Annotated in this window: 14 protein-coding genes; 10 read left to right on the top strand and 4 right to left on the bottom strand. The window is 63.8% G+C overall.

Annotated elements, in window-relative coordinates:
- The first annotated feature begins 100 nt into the window (after positions 1-100).
- From PPGU16_RS00460 to PPGU16_RS00445, 4 genes are read left to right on the top strand one after another with little or no spacing between them, the layout of a single operon-like run.
- Positions 101-988 carry an AAA family ATPase gene (locus PPGU16_RS00460; protein WP_180721227.1) on the top strand — a complete coding sequence of 296 codons (888 nt, stop codon included), beginning with the start codon at positions 101-103 and terminating at the stop codon, positions 986-988.
- A 5-nt stretch (positions 989-993) separates the two neighbouring features.
- Positions 994-2,235, top strand: coding sequence for a vWA domain-containing protein (locus PPGU16_RS00455; RefSeq protein ID WP_180721226.1), 1,242 nt, complete (start codon positions 994-996; stop codon positions 2,233-2,235).
- Complete coding sequence (locus PPGU16_RS00450) at positions 2,226-2,807, top strand: SRPBCC family protein (RefSeq protein ID WP_180721225.1); 582 nt, start codon at positions 2,226-2,228, stop codon at positions 2,805-2,807. Before PPGU16_RS00455 ends, PPGU16_RS00450 begins: the two co-directional genes overlap by 10 nt.
- Positions 2,780-3,808 (top strand): XdhC family protein, encoded by a 1,029-nt coding sequence (locus PPGU16_RS00445; protein WP_180721224.1) that lies wholly within the window; start codon positions 2,780-2,782, stop codon positions 3,806-3,808. The genes PPGU16_RS00450 and PPGU16_RS00445 overlap by 28 nt, the downstream gene beginning before the upstream one ends.
- Before the next feature lie 287 nt (positions 3,809-4,095).
- Here the strand turns inward: PPGU16_RS00445 and PPGU16_RS00440 are convergent, their stop codons facing one another.
- Positions 4,096-4,818: a PepSY-associated TM helix domain-containing protein gene (locus PPGU16_RS00440; RefSeq protein WP_180721223.1), complete on the bottom strand. Its 723-nt coding sequence runs from the start codon at positions 4,816-4,818 to the stop codon at positions 4,096-4,098.
- Positions 4,819-5,216: 398 nt separating this feature from the next.
- Here PPGU16_RS00440 and PPGU16_RS00435 point away from each other — a divergent pair, with 398 nt between their 5' ends.
- Entirely contained in the window at positions 5,217-7,214 is a 1,998-nt protein-coding gene (locus PPGU16_RS00435) for a DUF3857 domain-containing transglutaminase family protein (RefSeq protein WP_180721222.1), read from the top strand.
- A 23-nt stretch (positions 7,215-7,237) separates the two neighbouring features.
- Here PPGU16_RS00435 and PPGU16_RS00430 read toward each other — a convergent pair whose 3' ends face one another.
- Entirely contained in the window at positions 7,238-8,269 is a 1,032-nt protein-coding gene (locus tag PPGU16_RS00430; RefSeq protein WP_180721221.1) for a serine/threonine protein kinase, read from the bottom strand.
- A gap of 115 nt (positions 8,270-8,384) precedes the next feature.
- Entirely contained in the window at positions 8,385-8,597 is a 213-nt protein-coding gene (locus PPGU16_RS00425; RefSeq protein WP_007582104.1) for a hypothetical protein, read from the bottom strand.
- Between the two features lie 439 nt (positions 8,598-9,036).
- Here PPGU16_RS00425 and PPGU16_RS00420 point away from each other — a divergent pair, with 439 nt between their 5' ends.
- The 5 genes from PPGU16_RS00420 to PPGU16_RS00400 all read left to right on the top strand — a co-directional run bounded on the left by PPGU16_RS00420 (position 9,037) and on the right by PPGU16_RS00400 (position 16,912).
- The gene (locus PPGU16_RS00420) at positions 9,037-12,219 is read left to right on the top strand and encodes an efflux RND transporter permease subunit (RefSeq protein WP_180721220.1); all 3,183 of its coding nucleotides are present in this window, start codon (positions 9,037-9,039) and stop codon (positions 12,217-12,219) included.
- A gap of 59 nt (positions 12,220-12,278) precedes the next feature.
- On the top strand, positions 12,279-13,553 hold the full coding sequence (locus tag PPGU16_RS00415) for an efflux RND transporter periplasmic adaptor subunit (protein ID WP_180721219.1): 1,275 nt from the start codon (positions 12,279-12,281) through the stop codon (positions 13,551-13,553).
- Between the two features lie 11 nt (positions 13,554-13,564).
- Complete coding sequence (locus PPGU16_RS00410) at positions 13,565-15,055, top strand: efflux transporter outer membrane subunit (RefSeq protein WP_180721218.1); 1,491 nt, start codon at positions 13,565-13,567, stop codon at positions 15,053-15,055.
- A 139-nt stretch (positions 15,056-15,194) separates the two neighbouring features.
- The gene (locus tag PPGU16_RS00405; protein ID WP_180721217.1) at positions 15,195-16,469 is read left to right on the top strand and encodes an MFS transporter; all 1,275 of its coding nucleotides are present in this window, start codon (positions 15,195-15,197) and stop codon (positions 16,467-16,469) included.
- Positions 16,470-16,729: 260 nt separating this feature from the next.
- The gene (locus PPGU16_RS00400; RefSeq protein ID WP_007582094.1) at positions 16,730-16,912 is read left to right on the top strand and encodes a hypothetical protein; all 183 of its coding nucleotides are present in this window, start codon (positions 16,730-16,732) and stop codon (positions 16,910-16,912) included.
- A gap of 211 nt (positions 16,913-17,123) precedes the next feature.
- Here the strand turns inward: PPGU16_RS00400 and PPGU16_RS00395 are convergent, their stop codons facing one another.
- The gene (locus PPGU16_RS00395) at positions 17,124-18,263 is read right to left on the bottom strand and encodes an IS481 family transposase (RefSeq protein ID WP_180721216.1); all 1,140 of its coding nucleotides are present in this window, start codon (positions 18,261-18,263) and stop codon (positions 17,124-17,126) included.
- Positions 18,264-18,642 lie beyond the last annotated feature (379 nt).

Here is an 18,642-nt window from a genome sequence, read left to right as displayed (position 1 = left end):
TGAGCACCCGAGGCCCGGCGCGTCCGGGCCATTTCGTTTATCGGGTTTGTCCGGCTTCTTCAGTATTCGAGCGATGCAAGCCGACAGGCCAGGGAGGACCATGCAGCCCGCTTCAATCGACGACACCCTCGCCCAGCTCACCGCGCAATGTTACTTCGCGAGCCGCGAACTGGCGACGGCGCTCTTTCTCGCGCTGCGCATGGAACGGCCGCTGTTCGTCGAAGGCGAGCCGGGCGTCGGCAAGACGGAACTCGCCAAAGCGGCGGCGGGCATGCTCGGCACGTCGATGCTGCGGCTGCAATGCTATGAAGGGCTCGATACGGCGAGCGCGTTGTACGAGTGGGACTATCCGCGTCAGATCATGGCGCTGCGGCTCGCCGAAGCGGCCGGCGAGAAGCCCGACAGCAGCACGCTGTATCGCAGCGAGTTTTTATTGAAGCGCCCGCTGCTGCAGGCGCTCATGCCGGATGAGCATCATCCCGGCGCGCGACGCGTGCTGCTGATCGACGAAATCGACCGCGCCGACGAGCCGTTCGAAGCGTTCCTGCTCGAACTGCTGTCGGACTTCCAGGTGTCGATACCCGAGTACGGCACGGTGAGCGCCGAGCATCCGCCGCTCGTCGTGATGACGTCGAATCGCACACGTGAAGTGCACGACGCGTTGAAGCGCCGCTGTTTATATCAATGGATCGGTTACCCCGACCGCGAGCGCGAGCTGGCGATCGTCGCCGCGCGCGCGCCCGAAACGGGCGAAGCGCTGCAACGCCGCGCCGTCGATTTCGTGCATCGGCTGCGCGGCATGGATCTGTTCAAGGCGCCGGGCATCGCGGAGACGATCGACTGGTGCCGCGCGCTCGCCGCGCTCACCGTCACCGAACTCGATCCGCAATCGGTTCAGGACACGCTCGGCGTGCTGCTGAAGTATCAGGACGACCTCGCGCGATTCGACGCCGAACAGATCCGCCAATGTCTCGCGGCAGCGGAGTAGCGTCGATGACACCCGTCAGCGATCCCGGCTCAGCGACGCTCGCGCGCAACGTCGTGCACTTCGTGCGGCTGTTGCGCGGCGCGGGCTTGCCGATGTCGCCCGCGCAAGCCGTCGACGCGCTCGAAGCATTGCGCTGGATCGATCTCGACCGGCGCGACGACGTGCGCGCGGCGCTCGCCGCGTTGCTGCTGTGCGCGCCCGACGAGCGCGAGCTCTTCAACGCCGCGTTCGATCTCTTCTGGCGCGATCCCGATTGGGAAGGCAAGCTGCGCGCGCTGCTGCTGCCGAAGGTGACGAGCGGCATCCCGCCGCCGAAGCGCAACAACCGGCTCGCCGATGCGCTCGCCGCGCATCACGCGAAGCAGCGCAAAAAGACCGGGCAAGCCGCCGACAAGGACCGTCACGAACTGCACGCGCACGTGACGTTCAGCGCGGAAGAACGTTTGCGTCATCGCGATTTCGACACGCTCACCGCAGACGAATGGCGCACGCTGCGTCATCTGATTCGCGCGCAGCGTCTGCCGCTCGCGATGGAGCCGACGCGTCGGCTGAAAGCGGCGTCGCGCGGCACGCATGCGGATCTGCGCGCGAGCGCGCGGCATGCGGTGCGCGCGGGCGGCGACTGGACCGTGTGGAAGTACCGCGCGGTGGTCGCGCGCAAGCCACCGCTCGTGCTGCTGCTCGATATTTCCGGCTCGATGAGCAGCTATTCGCGTGCCGTGCTGTACTTCTGCCATGCGCTGCTGCAATCGCGCGAACGCTTGCAGGTGTTTCTGTTCGGTACGCGCCTCACCAATGCGACGCGTGCGTTAAAAGAACGCGATCCCGATGTCGCGATTGCGGCGCTCGCGGATCAGGTGGTCGACTGGTCGGGCGGCACGCGTATCGGCGCGGCGCTCGCCGAATTCAACCGTCGTTGGGCACGCAGAGTGCTGACAGGCAGGGCGACCGTGCTGCTCGTCACCGACGGCCTCGATCACGAAGCCATCGACGTGCTCGAAACCGAAATGGCCCGCCTGCGGCGCTTCGCGCATCGCATCGTGTGGCTCAATCCGTTGTTGCGTTACCGCGAGTTCTCGCCGAAGGCGCGCGGCGTGCAGGCGATGCTGCCGTTCGTCGACGCGCACAAGCCGGTTCACAATCTCGACAGCCTGGCTGCGTTCGGCCGCGATCTCGCGCAATTGACGCGCGTGTCCCGCGATGCCGGGCGCGCCGCGATATCTGGAGGAGCGACGTCATGGAGCTGACCGAAACCTACACGCTGCCCGTGCCGCAGCAGCGCGCATGGGAGGCGCTGAACGACACGGAGATTCTGCGTGCGTCGATTCCCGGCTGCGACAGCATCGAACCGGACGGCGAAAACGCGTACGCCGTCGCGTTGAGCGCGGCTGTTGGACCAGTGAAGGCGCGCTTCAAGGGCCGCATGGAACTCACCGAGATCGACGCGCCTCACACCTATACGATCGTATTCGAAGGCCAGGGCGGCGCGGCGGGCTTCGGTAAAGGGCGGACCCATGTGACGCTCGAACCCGAAGGCGACGACACGACGAAGCTCACCTACACGGCGACGGCGCAGGTCGGCGGCAAGCTCGCGCAGATCGGCTCGCGGCTCGTCGACGGCGCGGCGCGTAAACTTGCGGGTGAATTTTTCAGGCGCTTCGGCGAACAGTTGACGGGCGGCGGTGGCGAAGCGCAGGCAGAATCGGAAGATTCAGGCGACACTGCCAGTCCCGCCGGTGACGGCGAAGCCGCCGCCGAAGGCAGTGGCGAAGAACCGAAGAGGAAGAAATCATGGACAGCGTGGATCTCGAAGTCCTGAAGTCCAGCGCGCGCTGGCTCGAACAGGGACATCGCGCGCTACTCGTGACGGTCGTGAAGACGTGGGGCTCGTCGCCGCGTCCCGAAGGCGCGATGCTCGTCGTGCGCGAAGATGGCGCGGTGGTCGGCTCGGTGTCGGGCGGCTGTATCGAAGACGATCTGATCGATCGCGTGCGTCAGCGCGGCATCGAGCAGACGAAGCCCGAAGCGGTGAAGTACGGCATTTCGGCCGAAGAGGCGCATCGTTTTGGTTTGCCTTGCGGCGGGACCATTCAGCTCGTGCTGGAGCCTTTGACGGAGGCGAGCGGCATCGCTGAACTGTGCGATGCCGTTGAGGACGGACGGCTCGTTGCGCGCACCCTCGATATGGAAACGGGCGTCGCCCGTTTGGGCCCCGCACAGGCAACCGATGGCGTCGACTTCAACGACAAGCGTCTGCTGACGATACACGGCCCGCGTTATCGGATGCTGGTGATCGGCGCGGGGCAACTGTCGCGCTATCTGTGCAATATCGCGGTGGGGCTCGATTATCAGGTGACGGTGTGCGATCCACGCGAAGAGTACACGGATGAGTGGGACGTGCCGGGTACCAAGGTCGTTCGTACGATGCCCGACGATACCGTGCTCGATATGAAGCTCGATGAGCGTTGCGCCGTGATCGCGCTCACGCATGATCCGAAGCTCGACGATCTCGCGCTGATGGAAGCATTGAAAACGCCTGCGTTTTATGTCGGCGCGCTGGGCTCGCGGCGCAATAACGCGGCGCGGCGCGAAAGGCTCAAGGAGTTCGATCTCAGCGAGACGGAACTCGCGCGGCTGCACGGGCCGGTTGGGATTTATATCGGCAGCAGAACGCCGCCTGAGATCGCTGTGTCGATTCTTGCCGAAGTGACGGCGGCCAAGAATGGTGTGTCGCTGCCGACGCTGCTGCAGGTCGAAGGCGCCAAGGCGGCGCGTGAGATTGCTGCTAGCGGTGGGGCGGCTTGTAGTATTCCGGATTAAATCCTCTCAGACCGCGGACGATATCGGTTCGCGGTCGATTTCTCTCGCCCGGCTTTAGCCATTCGGCTGACTGTCGTCGGGCTCTTCTGATCCCTGGCATCGAATTTTTGCGGACTGCCACGCGCGGCTTGCGGCAAGCCCGCGGTCTCTCTCAGGTCATCGCGCGTTTTCCGGAGGGGGAGGTGAAGATCACCAACTTTGCGCAAATCGAAGATCCAATTCGCGAAGAAGCGCAAGACGACTGACGGATGTCACCGCTCAAGAGCTAAGCGCTCCATCCGTCACACTCACATCAACCCACAAACGACCGCCGCCACGATCGACCCACCGACCAGCACCACACCCACGGTCCGACGCTTGTTGAGTTCCGTCCACAGCAGCACGCCCGTCAGCGACAACAGAATCAGACTGCCCGCGATCGTATCGATCAACAGCACCCAGCCGACGCTCAACCCAACGCCCTTATGCAGGTTGTTCATCGTGCCGAGAAACGAGTTTTGCGTGCGCTTCACCGACACGAAGCCGTTGCCCACCCAGTATTCGGCCTGCACGTTCTGCCCCGGCCCGGCGATCCCGATCTGCCAGAACTCCGGCTGCATGGCACTTTGATCGCCCCACGCGACCGGGTGCGCGGCCTCGCGGCGCGCCCTGCCCGGCTTGCCGTCGATATGCAGTTCATCCTTCAGCCAGTGCGCCATGTCGCCGGGCGATTTGAAGCCTTTCTCCGGCAACGCGATCTGCAACTGCTCGACCTGCGGCTCGCCCGAGGACACCTTCAGCGGCCCTGCGCGGTGATTCAGCAGAAAACCCGTCACACCGAACAGCAGCCCGAGCACGGCGCCCCATAGCCCCACCCAGCCGTGCACCTTGCGCAGCCACTTGATGAAGTTCGCGCGCCGCGAGCGCTGGCGCCGCGCTGCCAGTTCATCCGCGTCCAGCTGCTGGACGCCGGCTGGCATCACGCCCGCGCGGGCAACAGGCTTCAGTTCGATCGATTCGGGCGCGTTCATCGTGTTCCTGGCAAAGCGGGTCGTGCGTCGCCGGCGTGCGGCAACGTTCAAAGGGAAACTGGAAATGTCGTTCCGGAGCGGAAAGACGGATGCCGGAAGCACGCTTGCCGTGTGACAAATGGCAGCTATGGCATTTCGGGCAAAAGCAGGATGTTCATCGAAGGGCTGGCTGGCGGCTTTGTCATGAGGAGAAAGATGACAATCAGCTGGCGACGCCCTTCAGATGAGAATAACTATCATTACACAGAAAGTCATTTCTTTCAATCCCGAAGGCTTGGGCCGGCCTCCGGAAAATGTTGCCGTTGTGTGCGGTTTGCCCGCTTGACACAAACGTCGCGTGAACTTGAAGTGTGAGGTGCGACAGAACTAGACCAATTCCTTCGGACGCCTGATTCCCCATGCGCCTTTTCACGATCTTCCGTATCGCGATGGCGGTTTGCGCCTTTTGCACAGGCGCGGCCCGCGCCGCCGATCAGGCGACGAACCAGGCTGGCCTGACGGCACTGAACGCCGCAACAGTCGCGCCCATCGAACCCTACACGAACGAACGCGAAACGCAGACCTTCATGGTGAACGCGGACGGCTCCTATACGAAGGTCGACGAAATGACGCTGCGCGTGAACAACGAGGCGGGCGTCGCGCGTGTCGCGCAGTACTACATCTGGTTCAACCGCAACATGGCGAGCGTCGACATTCTGGAGGCGTACACGACCTCCGCCGACGGCACGCGCCACGACGTGCGTCCCGAGCAGATTCGCGACGTGCAGGAAGCGCGTTCGTTCGACGCGCCGATGTTCCAGGACATCCTCGAAAAGGTGATCGTGTTTCCCGCCGTCGAGCCGGGCGCGCGTGTGCACCTGAAGTATCGGAAGACGCAGATGCAGCCGATCGTACCGGGCCATTTCAGCGACTTCACGCCACCCGATCTGGCGCCGACCCACAACTTCCGTCTCGTCTACGATCTGCCTGCCGGCAAGCCGCTTTACGCCGACGCGCGCGGCTTCGTCGCGCTGCCGCCGTCGACGAAGGACGGCCGCACGCGTTATGAGTTCCGCTACGACAAGGCGCATTTCGCGCGGCTCGAATATGGATCGATTGCGTACGTGAGCTATGGCGACCGGCTGATGGTCTCGACCTATCCCGACTACGCCGCGTTCGCGGCGAAGTACCGCGAATCGGCCGTCGATGCGAGCGGCAGCGATCCCGCGATCGTCGGACTGGCCCGCTCGCTCACTGCCGGCGATCAGACGCCGCGCGCAAAAGCCAGGACACTCTACGATTGGGTGCGCAAGAACGTGCGCTATGTCGCCGTCAATATCGGGCGCGGCGCGGTCGTGCCGCATCGCGCGACCGAGATCCTCGCGCTGCGCTACGGCGACTGCAAGGACCACGTCGCGCTGTATGGCGCGCTGCTGGATGCCGTCGGCATCCGCAACGAGCCGACGCTGATCAGTAGCGGCACGATCTACACGCTGCCCGAGCTGCCCGGCTACGGCGTGCTGAATCATGTGATCACGTGGCTGCCCGATCTTCAGCTGTACGCCGATTCGACCGCGCCGAACGTCGAATTCGGCTATCTGCCGTCAACCGACATGAATCGCCCTGTCGTGCTCGTCAACGAAGGCGTGCTGTCGCGCACACCTTCGACGGCCACCATGTCGCGCACTACCGATCTGTCGATCAACGTCGCGCACGACGGCACCGCGAGCTTCGTCTACCGGCTGGATTCAACGGGTTGGGCGGCAGAGCAGGGACGCGCGCTGCTGCGCATGCAAACGCCCGCGCAGCGCGAAGAGTCGCTGCAGGCGGAACTGCGTTTTGTGAACCTCTCAGGCACGGCCACACTGTCGACCAGCAACCTCAACGCGACGGACGGCCCACTGACGCTCACGATGAAAGGCAAACTCGAAGATTTCGTCGTGCCAGGCACAGCCGCGTCGATTCCGGCGCTTACGAGCTTCGTCGGAGGATTTCAGTCGGACGCACGCTACTGGCTCGGCGAGCGGCAGCGCACGCAGCCTTTCGTGTGCCGCAATGTCGAGTTGCACGAGCGCACGCAGATTGCACTGCCTGCGAATTTTCGCGTGCTCGACATGCCGGAAGCGATGGCCGCGCGCGACCGTTTCGTCGACTACCGCTCGAGCTATTCGTACGACGCGAACGCGAATGTCATCACCGTGACGCGCGACGGGGCCACGCGTTTCGGCAGCGAAGTCTGTTCGCCTGAAGATTTCACGCAGATGCGCGCCGGCATCGAAACGATCGGCCGCGACGTGCGCGCGCAAGTCATCGTGCGTTCGACGCTTGCCGATGTGGCGCGCGGCGCATCGTCGACGCTATCGGTGCCATCGCGCGTGATAGCCGGATCGCCAGCCCGCGCGCAATCCGCTGACTGACGGCCGACACGCACGCTCAAGCATCACACCGGCCAGAGCGGCCCTTCCTGCATCGCGCCGATCTGTTCGCGCAACTCGAGAATGCGGTCTTCCCAATAGCGTTGCGAGTTGAACCACGGAAACGCGACGGGAAACGCCGGATCGTCCCAACGACGCGCGAGCCACGCCGAGTAGTGAATCAGGCGCAAGGTCCGCAGCGCTTCGATCAGATGCAGTTCGCGCTGATCGAAGTCGCAGAAGTCCTCATAGCCCGCGAGCAGATCGGTCAAGGCGCGCGACGCCTCGTTGCGTTCGCCCGGCAGCAGCAGCCATAGATCCTGAATCGCGGGGCCCATGCGGCTGTCGTCGAAATCGACGAAATGCGGACCTGCGTCCGTCCACAGCACGTTGCTCGGATGACAGTCTCCGTGCATGCGCAACTGGCGCACGTCGCCGGCGCGTTCGAAGGCCTGCTCGACGCCTTCCAATGCCATGTTCACAACCGCTTCCCACGCAACACGCACGTCGGCGGGCACGACGCTTTGCGAGAGCAGATAGTCGCGTGGCTCGTAGCCGAAGGTATGGATGTCGAGCGTCGGACGCGCCGTGTAGTTCACCGTCTGGCCAACAGCATGAATGCGCCCGATAAACCGCCCGAGCCATTCGAGCGTGTCCTTGCGGTCGAGATCGGGCGCACGGCCGCCGCGCCGCTCGAAGATGGAAAAGCGAAAGCCGTCGAATGTGTGCAGCGTGCGGCCATCGAGCGTGCGCGCCGGCACGGCGGGAATCTCCCGCTCGCACAGTTCCGCGACGAAGGCATGCTCTTCGAGAATCGCTTCGTCGGTCCAGCGCTCGGGCCGATAGAACTTCGCGACGACAGGCGGCCCGTCTTCGACACCGACCTGATACACGCGATTCTCGTAGCTGTTGAGGGGCAGCATGCGCCCGTCCGTGCGAACGCCCACCGTGCTCAACGCGCTATCGAGCGCGTCGAGCACGACTTCCGGCGTGAGACGGGCGAAGGGAACGGCGTGGCCGTCCTGCGGGTTGGGGATCTCGGGAGTGTCTTCGTTCATGCCCGCATTGTGCGCCGTGCCGCGCACAAAAACGAGCGCAAGTGTCACTCGGGATGCGTCGGCCGCTCGGCGGCGCCACACCTCGTCAATCACACTGCGGGAAAGAAGGCCGCGATCAGTGTATCTGCGCGCCTGCGGGGCGGACGAATTCGCCCGTGTCGATCAGATCCTCGAGGAAAAAGGGTTCCGTGTTCAGTATCTTCGACGTTCCCGGCTCGCCGGCGTACCACGCCACCATCGCCATGTCGCCGAGAATGCGCATCACGATCCCGCGTGCACCTTGTGGCACGGCGATATGCACGGATCGAACAATAGAACCGACTTGCATGATGTTTCCCCGTTCTCCCAATTGCCGGCTTGTTTGGGACTGCGCCGGTCAACGTGATGATAAAAGCGCCGCAACATCCGGATGGTTGCGTGCGCACCTGAATCGAAAAACCAGGGGCCAGGTTCGACTCGCATTCCATCCGGCACACCTGCGCCGATGCGAACCCCTGAGCCCCATTGTTGCCCTTTTGGGCGCTTTGGCAAAGTAAAAAGTAAGGCCTCGTGAGGCGTCCGATCCGTCGATTCGACTTACGAAAACCTAACTGTAACGACCCGTAACAGGCTCATCATAAACCGGACCGCACGGTAGTCTCAAAAATGTCGATGTAAGCTACGATACGCGTTATATTCCTGTCGCGCACGCCCGGCCGGGCCGCCGTCGCGCAATGCTCGCTGCCGCCAGAAGCAGCGGCCCCCGCCCTCACCGGACCGCCCTGTTCATGTGGATCGTTCGTCTCGCGCTGCGGCGCCCCTATACGTTTGTCGTGCTCGCGCTGCTGCTGCTGATCATCGGCCCGCTGACGATCCTGCGCACGCCTACCGACATCTTCCCGAACATCGACATTCCCGTGCTGTCGGTGATCTGGACGTACAACGGCCTGCCTGCCGACGAGATGGAAAAGCGCATCGTACTGAACTACGAGCGCGGGCTGTCCGTCGCGGTGAACGATATCGAGCACGTCGAATCGACTTCGCTGAACGGCATCGCCGTCGTCAAGATCTTCTTTCAGCCGCACGCGAACATCAACGAAGCGCTTGCACAAGTCACGGCGCTGTCGCAAACGCAGTTGCGTTCGCTGCCGCCCGGCATCACGCCGCCGAACATACTGCGTTACAACGCATCCACCGTGCCTATCCTGCGGCTGTCGCTGTCGTCGCCGTCGCTCACCGAACAGGAACTGTTCGACTACGGTAATAACTTCCTGAAGACGCAGCTCGCGACCGTACCGGGCGCGTCGGCGCCGCTGCCGTACGGCGGCAAGCAGCGTCAGATCATGGTCGATATCGACTCGCGCAAGCTGCAGGAGCGCAATCTGTCGCCGATGGACGTGGTGAATTCCATCACGGCGCAGAACCTGATCGTGCCGACGGGCACCGCGAAAATCGGTTCGACGGAATACTCGGTGCAGTTGAATGCGAGCCCCGATTCGCTCGCAGGCCTGAACAACATCCCCATCAAATCGGGGCCGAACGGCACCGTCTATATTCGCGACGTCGCGCATGTGCGTGACGGTTATCAGCCGCAGACCAACATCGTGCGCGTCGACGGCCAGCGCGCATCGCTCTTGACCATCAACAAGAGCGGCAATACCTCGACACTCGAAATCGTCGATCGCATCAAGACCATGATGCCGACGCTGCGCAACCTCGTGCCCGAGTCGCTGAATATCGATCCCGTCGCGGATCAATCGCTGTTCGTGCGCGCATCGGTGCAAGGCGTGCTGCGCGAAGCGCTGATCGCCGCGTGCCTGACGGGCCTGATGATTCTGCTGTTCCTCGGCAACTGGCGCGCGACACTGATCATCGCCGTGTCGATTCCGCTGTCGATGATCACGTCGATCATCGCCCTGTCCGCGCTCGGCGAAACAATCAACATCATGACGTTAGGCGGGCTCGCGCTCGCCGTCGGTATTCTCGTCGACGACGCGACGGTCGCGATCGAGAACATCAGTCACCAGCTCGAACAGGGCAAGAACCTCGAACAGGCGATTCTCGACGGCGCGCATCAGATCGCGATTCCAACGCTGGTTTCCACGCTGTCGATCTGTATCGTGTTCGTGCCGATGTTCCTGCTGACGGGCGTCGCGCACTATCTGTTCATTCCCCTCGCCGAAGCCGTCGTATTCGCGATGCTCGCGTCGTACTTCTTCTCGCGAACGCTGGTGCCGACGCTCGCGAAGTATCTGCTGCGACATCACCATCGTCCCGCCGACTTCCATCATTCGCATGAGACGCGCAATCCGTTCATGCGCGTGCACCTCGCGTTCGAGCGCGGCTTTGCGAATCTGCGCGGGCGTTATCGTGAGTTTCTCGTGGCGCGCGTCGCGCGGCCCGGCATCTTCGTGACGGGCTTTCTCGCGTGCTGTCTGCTGTCGCTGCTGCTGATGCCGTTCCTGGGCCGCGACTTCTTTCCTTCCGTCGACGCCGGCACGATCGCGCTGCATCTGCGCGCGAAGACGGGCATGCGCGTCGAAGAAACGGCCGTCGTCACCGATCGTGTCGATGCGCGCATCCGCGAACTGATCCCGCGCGACGAACTGCATTCGATCATCGACAACATCGGCTTGCCCGTATCGGGTATCAACCTGTCGTACAGCGCAACGGGGACGATCGGCACCTCGGATGCCGACATCCTGATCAGTCTGAACCCCGATCACAAACCGACGGCCGAGTACGTGCGCAAACTGCGTCGCACGCTGACCGATGAATTCCCCGGCGTGCAGTTCGCGTTCCTGCCTGCGGACATCGTCAGCCAGACGCTGAACTTCGGCATGCCGTCGCCGATCGACATTCAGATCGTCGGGCGCGACGTGCCGGGCAACCGCGCGTTCGCCGCGATGCTGCTCGACAAGCTGCGCGCGATTCCGGGCTTTGCGGATGCACGCATCCAGCAGCCGTCCGACTTGCCGCGCATCTTCGTCGACGTCGACCGCACGCGCGCGCAACAGGCAGGCTTCACGCAGCGCGACGTCGCGAGCAATCTGCTGATCACACTGTCCGGCAGCCAGCAGACGACGCCGACGTTCTGGCTCAATCCGCGCAATGGCGTCAGTTACAACGTCATAACGGAAGCGCCGCAATACACGATCGATTCCTTGCAATCGCTCGCGAACATTCCGCTGAACGCGAACGGCCACACGAACATCCTCGGCGCGCTGTCGACGATGCGGCGCGAAGCCGGCAACGCCGTGCTCACGCACTACAACGCGCAAACCACAATCGATATCTACGGCACGGCAGACGGCCGCGATCTCGGCGCCGTCTCCGACGATATCCAGAAGATCATCGCCGACACCAAGGCACAATTGCCGAAGGGCTCGTCGATCGAACTGCGCGGCCAGGTCCAGACCATGAACGATTCGTTTTCGGGCCTGTTCACCGGCCTCGTGTTCGCGATCGTGCTGGTGTATCTGCTGATCGTCGTGAACTTCCAGTCGTGGCTCGATCCGTTCATCATCATCACGGGTTTGCCGGGCGCGCTGGCGGGCATCGTGTGGATGCTGTTCCTCACGCATACGACGCTGTCCATTCCAGCGTTGACGGGTGCGATCATGTGTATCGGCATCGCGACGGCGAACTCGATTCTCGTCGTCAGCTTTGCGCGCGAGCAGTTGCTCGAACATGGCGACGCGACGCGCGCCGCGATCGAAGCGGGTTTCACGCGCTTCCGTCCCGTGCTGATGACGGCCCTCGCGATGGTGATCGGCATGGTGCCGATGGCGATCGGCCTCGGCGAAGGCGGCGAGCAGAATGCGCCGCTCGGACGCGCGGTGATCGGCGGTTTGACCATCGGCACGATTGCGACGCTGGTGTTCGTGCCCGTGGTGTTTTCGATGATCTATCGACGGCTCTCGGAACGACGCGCACGCGCCGCCGCGCATGTCGTCCAGAAGCCGCAATAAGGTGGCCGACGTGGCCACGGTCATAACAACGATGCGCAAGCACAGTATCTGGAGTGCCGATGGAAGTGAATCGTCCTGATGAGTCCGCGCCGCACGGGGAAGGCCCGCGCAGCTCATCGAAACGTTCGCGCTGGATCGTCATCGCCGCGGCGATCGTCGTGCTGGCGCTCGCTGCGCAGGGCATCTGGTCGCGTCATGACGCGCAGGCCGCGCTCGAACGCGACGCGCAGCATTCCGCGCAACTGAGCGTCGAGGTGGTGAAGCCGCAGAAATCCGCAGCCGCGCTCGATCTCGTGCTGCCCGGCAACGTACAGGCGTTCCTCGACACGCCGATCTACGCGCGCACCAACGGCTATGTGAAGAAGTGGTACGCGGATATCGGCGCGCGCGTGAAGGCGGGACAACTGCTCGCCGAAATCGACACGCCCGAAGTCGACGATCAGTTGAAAGCGGCCAACGCCGATCTGGCCAACGCACAAGCAACCTACACGCTCGCGAAAAGCACCGCCGACCGCTGGTCGGAGATGCTTCGCAGCAATTCCGTCTCGAAGCAGGAAACCGACGAAAAGGTCGGCGACATGCTCGCGAAGAAAGGCACGCTCGACGCGGCGCGCTTCAACGTCGCGCGGCTCGAAAAGATGCAGTCGTTCCAGAAGGTCTACGCACCGTTCGACGGCATCGTGACCGCGCGCAACGTCGACGTCGGCGCGCTGATCGATGCGGGCAGTTCGGGCGGCCCGGCGAAGGAACTGTTCCATGTCGCGCAAGCCGACCGGCTGCGCGTCTACGTGAACGTGCCGCAGGCTTACGCGCAGGAAGTGAAGGCGCAGCAGAGCGCGTTTCTGACGCTCACCGAAACGCCGGCGAAGCACTACCCCGGCACCGTCGCGCGCACATCGGGCGCCGTCGATCAACAGCAGCGCACGATGCTCGTCGAAGTCGACGTCGACAACCGCAACGGCGATCTGCTGCCGGGCGCTTATGCGCAGGTTCATTTCGCGCTGAAATCGCAGGCCGCCGCGCCGTACACGCTGCCGGGCAACGCGTTCCTGTTCCGTCCGGACGGCGTGAAAGTCGCAACCGTCGATGCGCAGCAGCGCGTGAAACTCGTCAAGGTCGCGCTCGGTACCGATTACGGCACGCGCGTCGCGATCGCATCCGGGCTGACGGGCGACGAACAGGTGATTCTGAATCCGCAGGATTCGATCGTCGATGGCGCCGCGGTGCGTATCGTGCATCCGAAAGCGGGCGGCGCAGCGGGTGCGTCGGGCGCTTCCGGCACGACGGGTTCCGCTCCCGCGCAAAGCGAGCAGACTGCAAAGGCACAAGAGTGAGCACGTACCGCATGCGTCGTCGTTCGGTGGCTTTCGCGCTGATGGGCGCGAGTCTGCTTGCCGCGTGCACGGTCGGCCCCGACTACAAGCGGCCTTCGGCAACAACGGCCGCCACGTACAAGGAACTCGAAGGCACCGGCTGGAAAACGGCCGAGCCCGCCGACGCGCACATCCGCAGTGCCTGGTGGGAGGTCTACGACGACCCCGCGCTGAACGCGCTCGAACAGCAGGTGGCCAGCGCGAACCAGAACGTGCAGGCCGCGCAGGCGCGTTTTCGCGCGGCGCGCGCGCAGGTCGAGCAATTCCGCTCGCAGTTCTTCCCCGTCGTCACCGCGAATGGCGGCTACTCGCGCGCGCGGTCGTCGGAGAACGTGAAGTTCAAATCGACGGCGGGCAAGACGCTCAACGACTGGATCGTCGGCGCCGACGCGACGTGGGAGCCCGACTTGTGGGGCCGCGTGTCGCGCAGCGTCGAAGGCGCACGTGCGAACGCGCAGGCAAGCGCCGCCGATGCGCAAAGTGTGCTGCTGTCGATGCAGGCCGAACTCGCGACCGACTATTTCGAACTGCGCGGCATCGACCGCGAACGGCAACTGCTCGACGACACGATCGCCGCCTACAAGGAAGCCGTCGAACTCACGCAGAACCGCTACAAGGGCGGCATCGCCACCGACGCCGACGTCGCCCAGGCCCAGACGCAGTTGCGCACGACGCAGGCTCAAGCGATCGATCTCGGCGTGCAGCGCGCCCAACTCGAACACGCGATCGCGATCCTGACTGGCCAGACGCCGTCGACATTCTCGCTGCCTGTCGCACCGCTCGTTGCCGTGCCCGTGATCGCACCCGTCGGCGTGCCGTCGACGCTGCTCGAACGCCGGCCCGACATCGCCGCCGCCGAGCGGCAGATGGTCGATCTGAACGCGCAGATCGGCGTTGCAACGGCAGCGTATTTTCCGAATCTGATTTTGTCGGTGTCGGGTGGGCTGGAGGCGACCAATTTCAGCGATTGGCTGCTCGCGCCGGCCCGCTTCTGGTCGCTCGGTCCGACGCTCGCCGGTACGCTGCTCGACTTCGGCGGACGCGCCGCGAAAAAAGCCGAAGCGCAGGCGAACTACGACGAAGGCATCGCGCAGTACCGGCAAACTGTGCTGTCGGCGTTCGGCCAGGTCGAAGACAACATCGCAGCCTTGCGCGTGCTGGAACAGGAAGCGCAGGCGCAGGACGACGCCGTCTCGGCGGCACAGCGCTCGCTCGCGATCGTGTCGAACCGCTACAAGAACGGTGCGATCACGTATCTCGACGTCGTAGTCGCGCAGACGACGGCGCTCACCAACGAGCGCCAAGCGGTCTCGATCGCGCGCCGCCGGATGGCCGCGAGCGTCGCGCTGATCAAGGCGCTCGGCGGCGGCTGGGACGCGACGTCGCTGCCCACCGACGAACAGCTCACGCATCCCGATGCCGCCGATCAGCCCGCCAGCGCCGCCGGTGCGACGCGCGGCTAACACGGCTCGCGTTCCTTTCCTGTTGCCGGATTCGACGACGTGGTACGCGCAATCGGCGTATCGTTGACCCTTCGCGCTGATTGCACACGTTGATTGCGCGAGTCTCTGCGTCGTTTCAATCGTTTCCGGGAGTTTTGTTGTGACCGCATCGTCGGACCCGAGTCGGCCCGCTGATTCATCGTCTTTCGCTTCATCCTCTTCAGCTTCCTCCACCGGCGCGCCGTATCTCGAACGCGGCACGCGCGCTTACTGGCGCGCCAGCCTCGCGCTGCTGTTCGCCGGTTACGCGACGTTCTCGCTGCTCTATTGCGTGCAGCCGCTGTTGCCCGCGTTCTCCGCCTCATTCGACGTCAGCCCCGCGCAAAGCAGCCTGTCGTTGTCGCTGACGACGGCGGCGCTCGCGCTCGCCGTGTTCGTCGCGGGCTTCGTGTCGGAAGGATGGAGCCGCCATCGGTTGATGACGGCTTCGCTCACGGCGTCGTCGCTGCTGACGCTCGCGGTCGCGTTCACGCCGCAATGGCACGCGCTGTTGTTGCTGCGCGCGCTCGAAGGGCTGGCGCTCGGCGGCGTGCCTGCCGTCGCGATGGCGTACCTCGCGGAGGAAGTGCATCCCGATGGCCTCGGCCTTGCGATGGGCCTCTATGTGGGCGGCACGGCGATCGGCGGCATGGCGGGGCGTGTGATTACGGGCGTTGTCGCGGATCTGTTCTCGTGGCGCGTGGCGATCGGCACGATCGGCGTGCTCGGCATTCTTTCGATGCTCGCGTTCCGCTCGCTGTTGCCGCCCTCGCGTCACTTCGTCCCGCGTCGCGGACTCGGCTTCTCGCATCACCGCACGGCGCTCGTAAAGCATCTCGGACGCCCCGGTTTGCCGCTGCTGTTTCTGATGGGCTTCGTGCTGATGGGCAGCTTCGTCACGCTCTACAACTACATTGGTTATCGCCTGCTCGCGCCGCCGTTCGGACTGAGTCAGACGGCCATCGGCGGGATCTTCGTCGTGTATCTGACGGGCGTCGTCGCGTCGCCGTGGTCGGGCCGCATGGCCGACACGTTCGGGCGCGGGCGCGTGCTGATCGGCAGCATCGTCATCATGCTGTGCGGTCTGCTGCTGACCACGACGCAGTCGCTTGCGCTGATCGCGTGCGGCATTGCCTGTGTGACGTTCGGCTTCTTCGCAGGACATGCCGTTGCGAGCGGGTGGGTGGGTCGCATCGCGAAGGAAGCGAAAGGCCAGGCGGCCGCGCTGTACCTGCTTGCGTATTACCTCGGATCGAGCATCGTCGGGTCGTATGGCGGGCGTGTGTGGGCGGCTTATGCGTGGACGGGCGTGGCCGTGCTCGTCGGCGGATTGCTGGTGATCGGCATACTTGCGTCGGCGCGACTGCGGGCTCGCGAGCGCGTCGGCATGGCGTAAGCGTTACACGGCGTCCGCCCGCATTTCCACCGACAAAACGCATATTCGGAAAGGTCGGCGTAAGCGGGCGTTCGCACGGCGCCGAATTTTACGTGTTGTCTCGGGGATGGCGCAAAGCCTTGTCCCGCTTGGCTGTGCGCCGGGAGAGACAGACGCCCGCGTGCGCTCCAGCCCACAAAACGCATCGATACCGTCTCCTATACTGGTAGTCAGGCGCGCCGCATGCAGTCGCGTCAGACGAGTACATAAAGGAGACAGGCATGCACTACTTCACGATCGGTGATTTCATTCTGGTCATTCCGATGGCGCTGGCCGGGGCACTGTTCCTTGGCGCGCTGCCCTGCAAAACCGAGTTCAGGCATAACACGCTGCGTGTTCTTGGCGCGCTGCTGGGTGTGGTGTTTGCGGTTGTGCTGGTGGAGGGGCTGCCTGCGCTGGTGTAGCGGTTTGGTTTTGGTTTTTTTGTTTTTCATTCTTGCATTGCTGCGCAAGCTGTGTGGTTTGCTTGTGTTTTGTTTTGCGCTGGCATCCGCGCTTTGTTGTCGTGCTTCAAGCGTCGCCCCTGTGCGGGGCGGCACCTACTTTTCTTTGCCGCCGTGTACAGACTGGAGACATGGTTGACACATGTACAGGGACATCGCTGACACATGATGGTCAGGGTTTTACTGTCTTCAGGTCAAGTTTTGCGACTCGCTGATGGGCAAACCAGAGCTCGATCACTCCGTCTTCGTTTTCGCTCGGGCGGGCTGCCACCTGCAGCCCCTTGAGCGCAATCGAGAGCTTCACTTTCTCGCCTCGCACGCGCACCACGCCGCTTGCATTGACCTGTAGCACTTCATCGCCGCAACCGTATTCGGGCTCGGGCAGCCGCTCCGGCATCCTGCGCAGGCTGCACGCGTAGCGGGTGACCGGCACCGCCATGTCCAGTGCCTCATGCGGACGCTCGGTGTTGTACACCTGCCGCCAGCGATCCAGTGCCTGCTGCACGTGCGCGTGCGTGGTGAACGTGTGCCGCTCCAGCACTTCAGCCTTCAGCGAGCGGTGAAACCGTTCATCCTTGCCATTGGTCTGCGGGTGATATGGGCGGCTGTAGCTCACCTGGATGCCCAGCCGGATCAGCCAGACCGCGAGCTCGGTGAGCTGCCCCGGCGCACTGGGCGAGCCCCACGGCGCGCCGTTGTCGGTGTTGATGCGCGATGGCAGTCCGTAGCAGCGAAACGCCCGCTCAAGCTCTGCCTGCACGATCCCGGTGGTGGTGCGCGCGCAGGCGCTCAGCACGATGTTGTAGCGCGAGTGGTCATCGATGACCGTCAGCGGCGCGCAGCGCCCGCTCTCCAGCGTCGGGAAGTCGCCCTTGAAGTCTATCTGCCACAACGAGTTCGGATGCTCGTGCTCGAAGCGTTGCCAGTGCTGGCGCTGGCGGGACGCCTGTTCATCAATGAGCCCGTGGCGTCGCAGGATCTCGGTGATGGTGGCGGGCGCGGGAACCTCAATCTGGCCCAGATCGCGCAGGCGCCGTGCGATCTTGCGTCCGCCCCAGCCATGCTGGCGGCGCAGGTCCAGCACCAGTGCCTCGATGTGCTCCGGTGAGCGTGTGGGGCTGTGATGCGGGCGCCGGGAGCGGTCGGCCAGCCCCTTGCTACCCTCAGACTTGTGGCGGGCGAGCCACTTGTAGCCGGTCTGGCGGGTGATCTTGAATTTACGGCATAGCTCGCTGAACGGGACCGCCTGTGTGGCAGCCTCGCAGACGAAGTCTTCGCGACGATTCATGGTGTCTTTTACATCCCAGGGCATGGTGGAAATCCGGGCGTTTGATTACCCGAAAGTGTCAGTCATGTCCCTGTACACCTGTCAGCGATGTCTCCAGTCTGTACACCGCCGCAAAGAAAAGTAGGCAAAAGAAAGCGGCTCACACCGCCAGCCCGTGTTTCTATCCACGGGTCCCCAACGTCCCCACCCTTCACACGGCAACGCCCTTGTTCGCCTGCGTTGCAAACGCGCTGAATGAACGCCTCACCCACTTCAAACACCCGCACACGGGCTAGCGGCAGCGACTGGTCGCTGCCGCCCAGGTGGCAAACTGTGTGTAGGTTGTTGCGTCGTATGCGTTAGCGCTCTTACAGATGGAACGCGTGCGTTACCGGTCCGAAGTGAGGCGTGTGGAGCACTTGGG

This window comes from Paraburkholderia largidicola (assembly GCF_013426895.1).
Lineage (GTDB): Bacteria > Pseudomonadota > Gammaproteobacteria > Burkholderiales > Burkholderiaceae > Paraburkholderia > Paraburkholderia largidicola.
This window is presented reverse-complemented; position numbering and strand designations above follow the sequence as displayed.

Coding starts and splice junctions, on each gene's coding strand:
- PPGU16_RS00435 (WP_180721222.1), top strand. CDS start 5,217: ATGCGCCTTTTCACGATCTTCCGTATCGCGATGGCGGTTTGCGCCTTT.
- PPGU16_RS00420 (WP_180721220.1), top strand. CDS start 9,037: ATGTGGATCGTTCGTCTCGCGCTGCGGCGCCCCTATACGTTTGTCGTG.
- PPGU16_RS00450 (WP_180721225.1), top strand. CDS start 2,226: ATGGAGCTGACCGAAACCTACACGCTGCCCGTGCCGCAGCAGCGCGCA.
- PPGU16_RS00400 (WP_007582094.1), top strand. CDS start 16,730: ATGCACTACTTCACGATCGGTGATTTCATTCTGGTCATTCCGATGGCG.
- PPGU16_RS00430 (WP_180721221.1), bottom strand. CDS start 8,269: ATGAACGAAGACACTCCCGAGATCCCCAACCCGCAGGACGGCCACGCC.
- PPGU16_RS00440 (WP_180721223.1), bottom strand. CDS start 4,818: ATGAACGCGCCCGAATCGATCGAACTGAAGCCTGTTGCCCGCGCGGGC.
- PPGU16_RS00410 (WP_180721218.1), top strand. CDS start 13,565: ATGCGTCGTCGTTCGGTGGCTTTCGCGCTGATGGGCGCGAGTCTGCTT.
- PPGU16_RS00415 (WP_180721219.1), top strand. CDS start 12,279: ATGGAAGTGAATCGTCCTGATGAGTCCGCGCCGCACGGGGAAGGCCCG.
- PPGU16_RS00455 (WP_180721226.1), top strand. CDS start 994: ATGACACCCGTCAGCGATCCCGGCTCAGCGACGCTCGCGCGCAACGTC.
- PPGU16_RS00425 (WP_007582104.1), bottom strand. CDS start 8,597: ATGCAAGTCGGTTCTATTGTTCGATCCGTGCATATCGCCGTGCCACAA.
- PPGU16_RS00460 (WP_180721227.1), top strand. CDS start 101: ATGCAGCCCGCTTCAATCGACGACACCCTCGCCCAGCTCACCGCGCAA.
- PPGU16_RS00395 (WP_180721216.1), bottom strand. CDS start 18,263: ATGCCCTGGGATGTAAAAGACACCATGAATCGTCGCGAAGACTTCGTC.
- PPGU16_RS00445 (WP_180721224.1), top strand. CDS start 2,780: ATGGACAGCGTGGATCTCGAAGTCCTGAAGTCCAGCGCGCGCTGGCTC.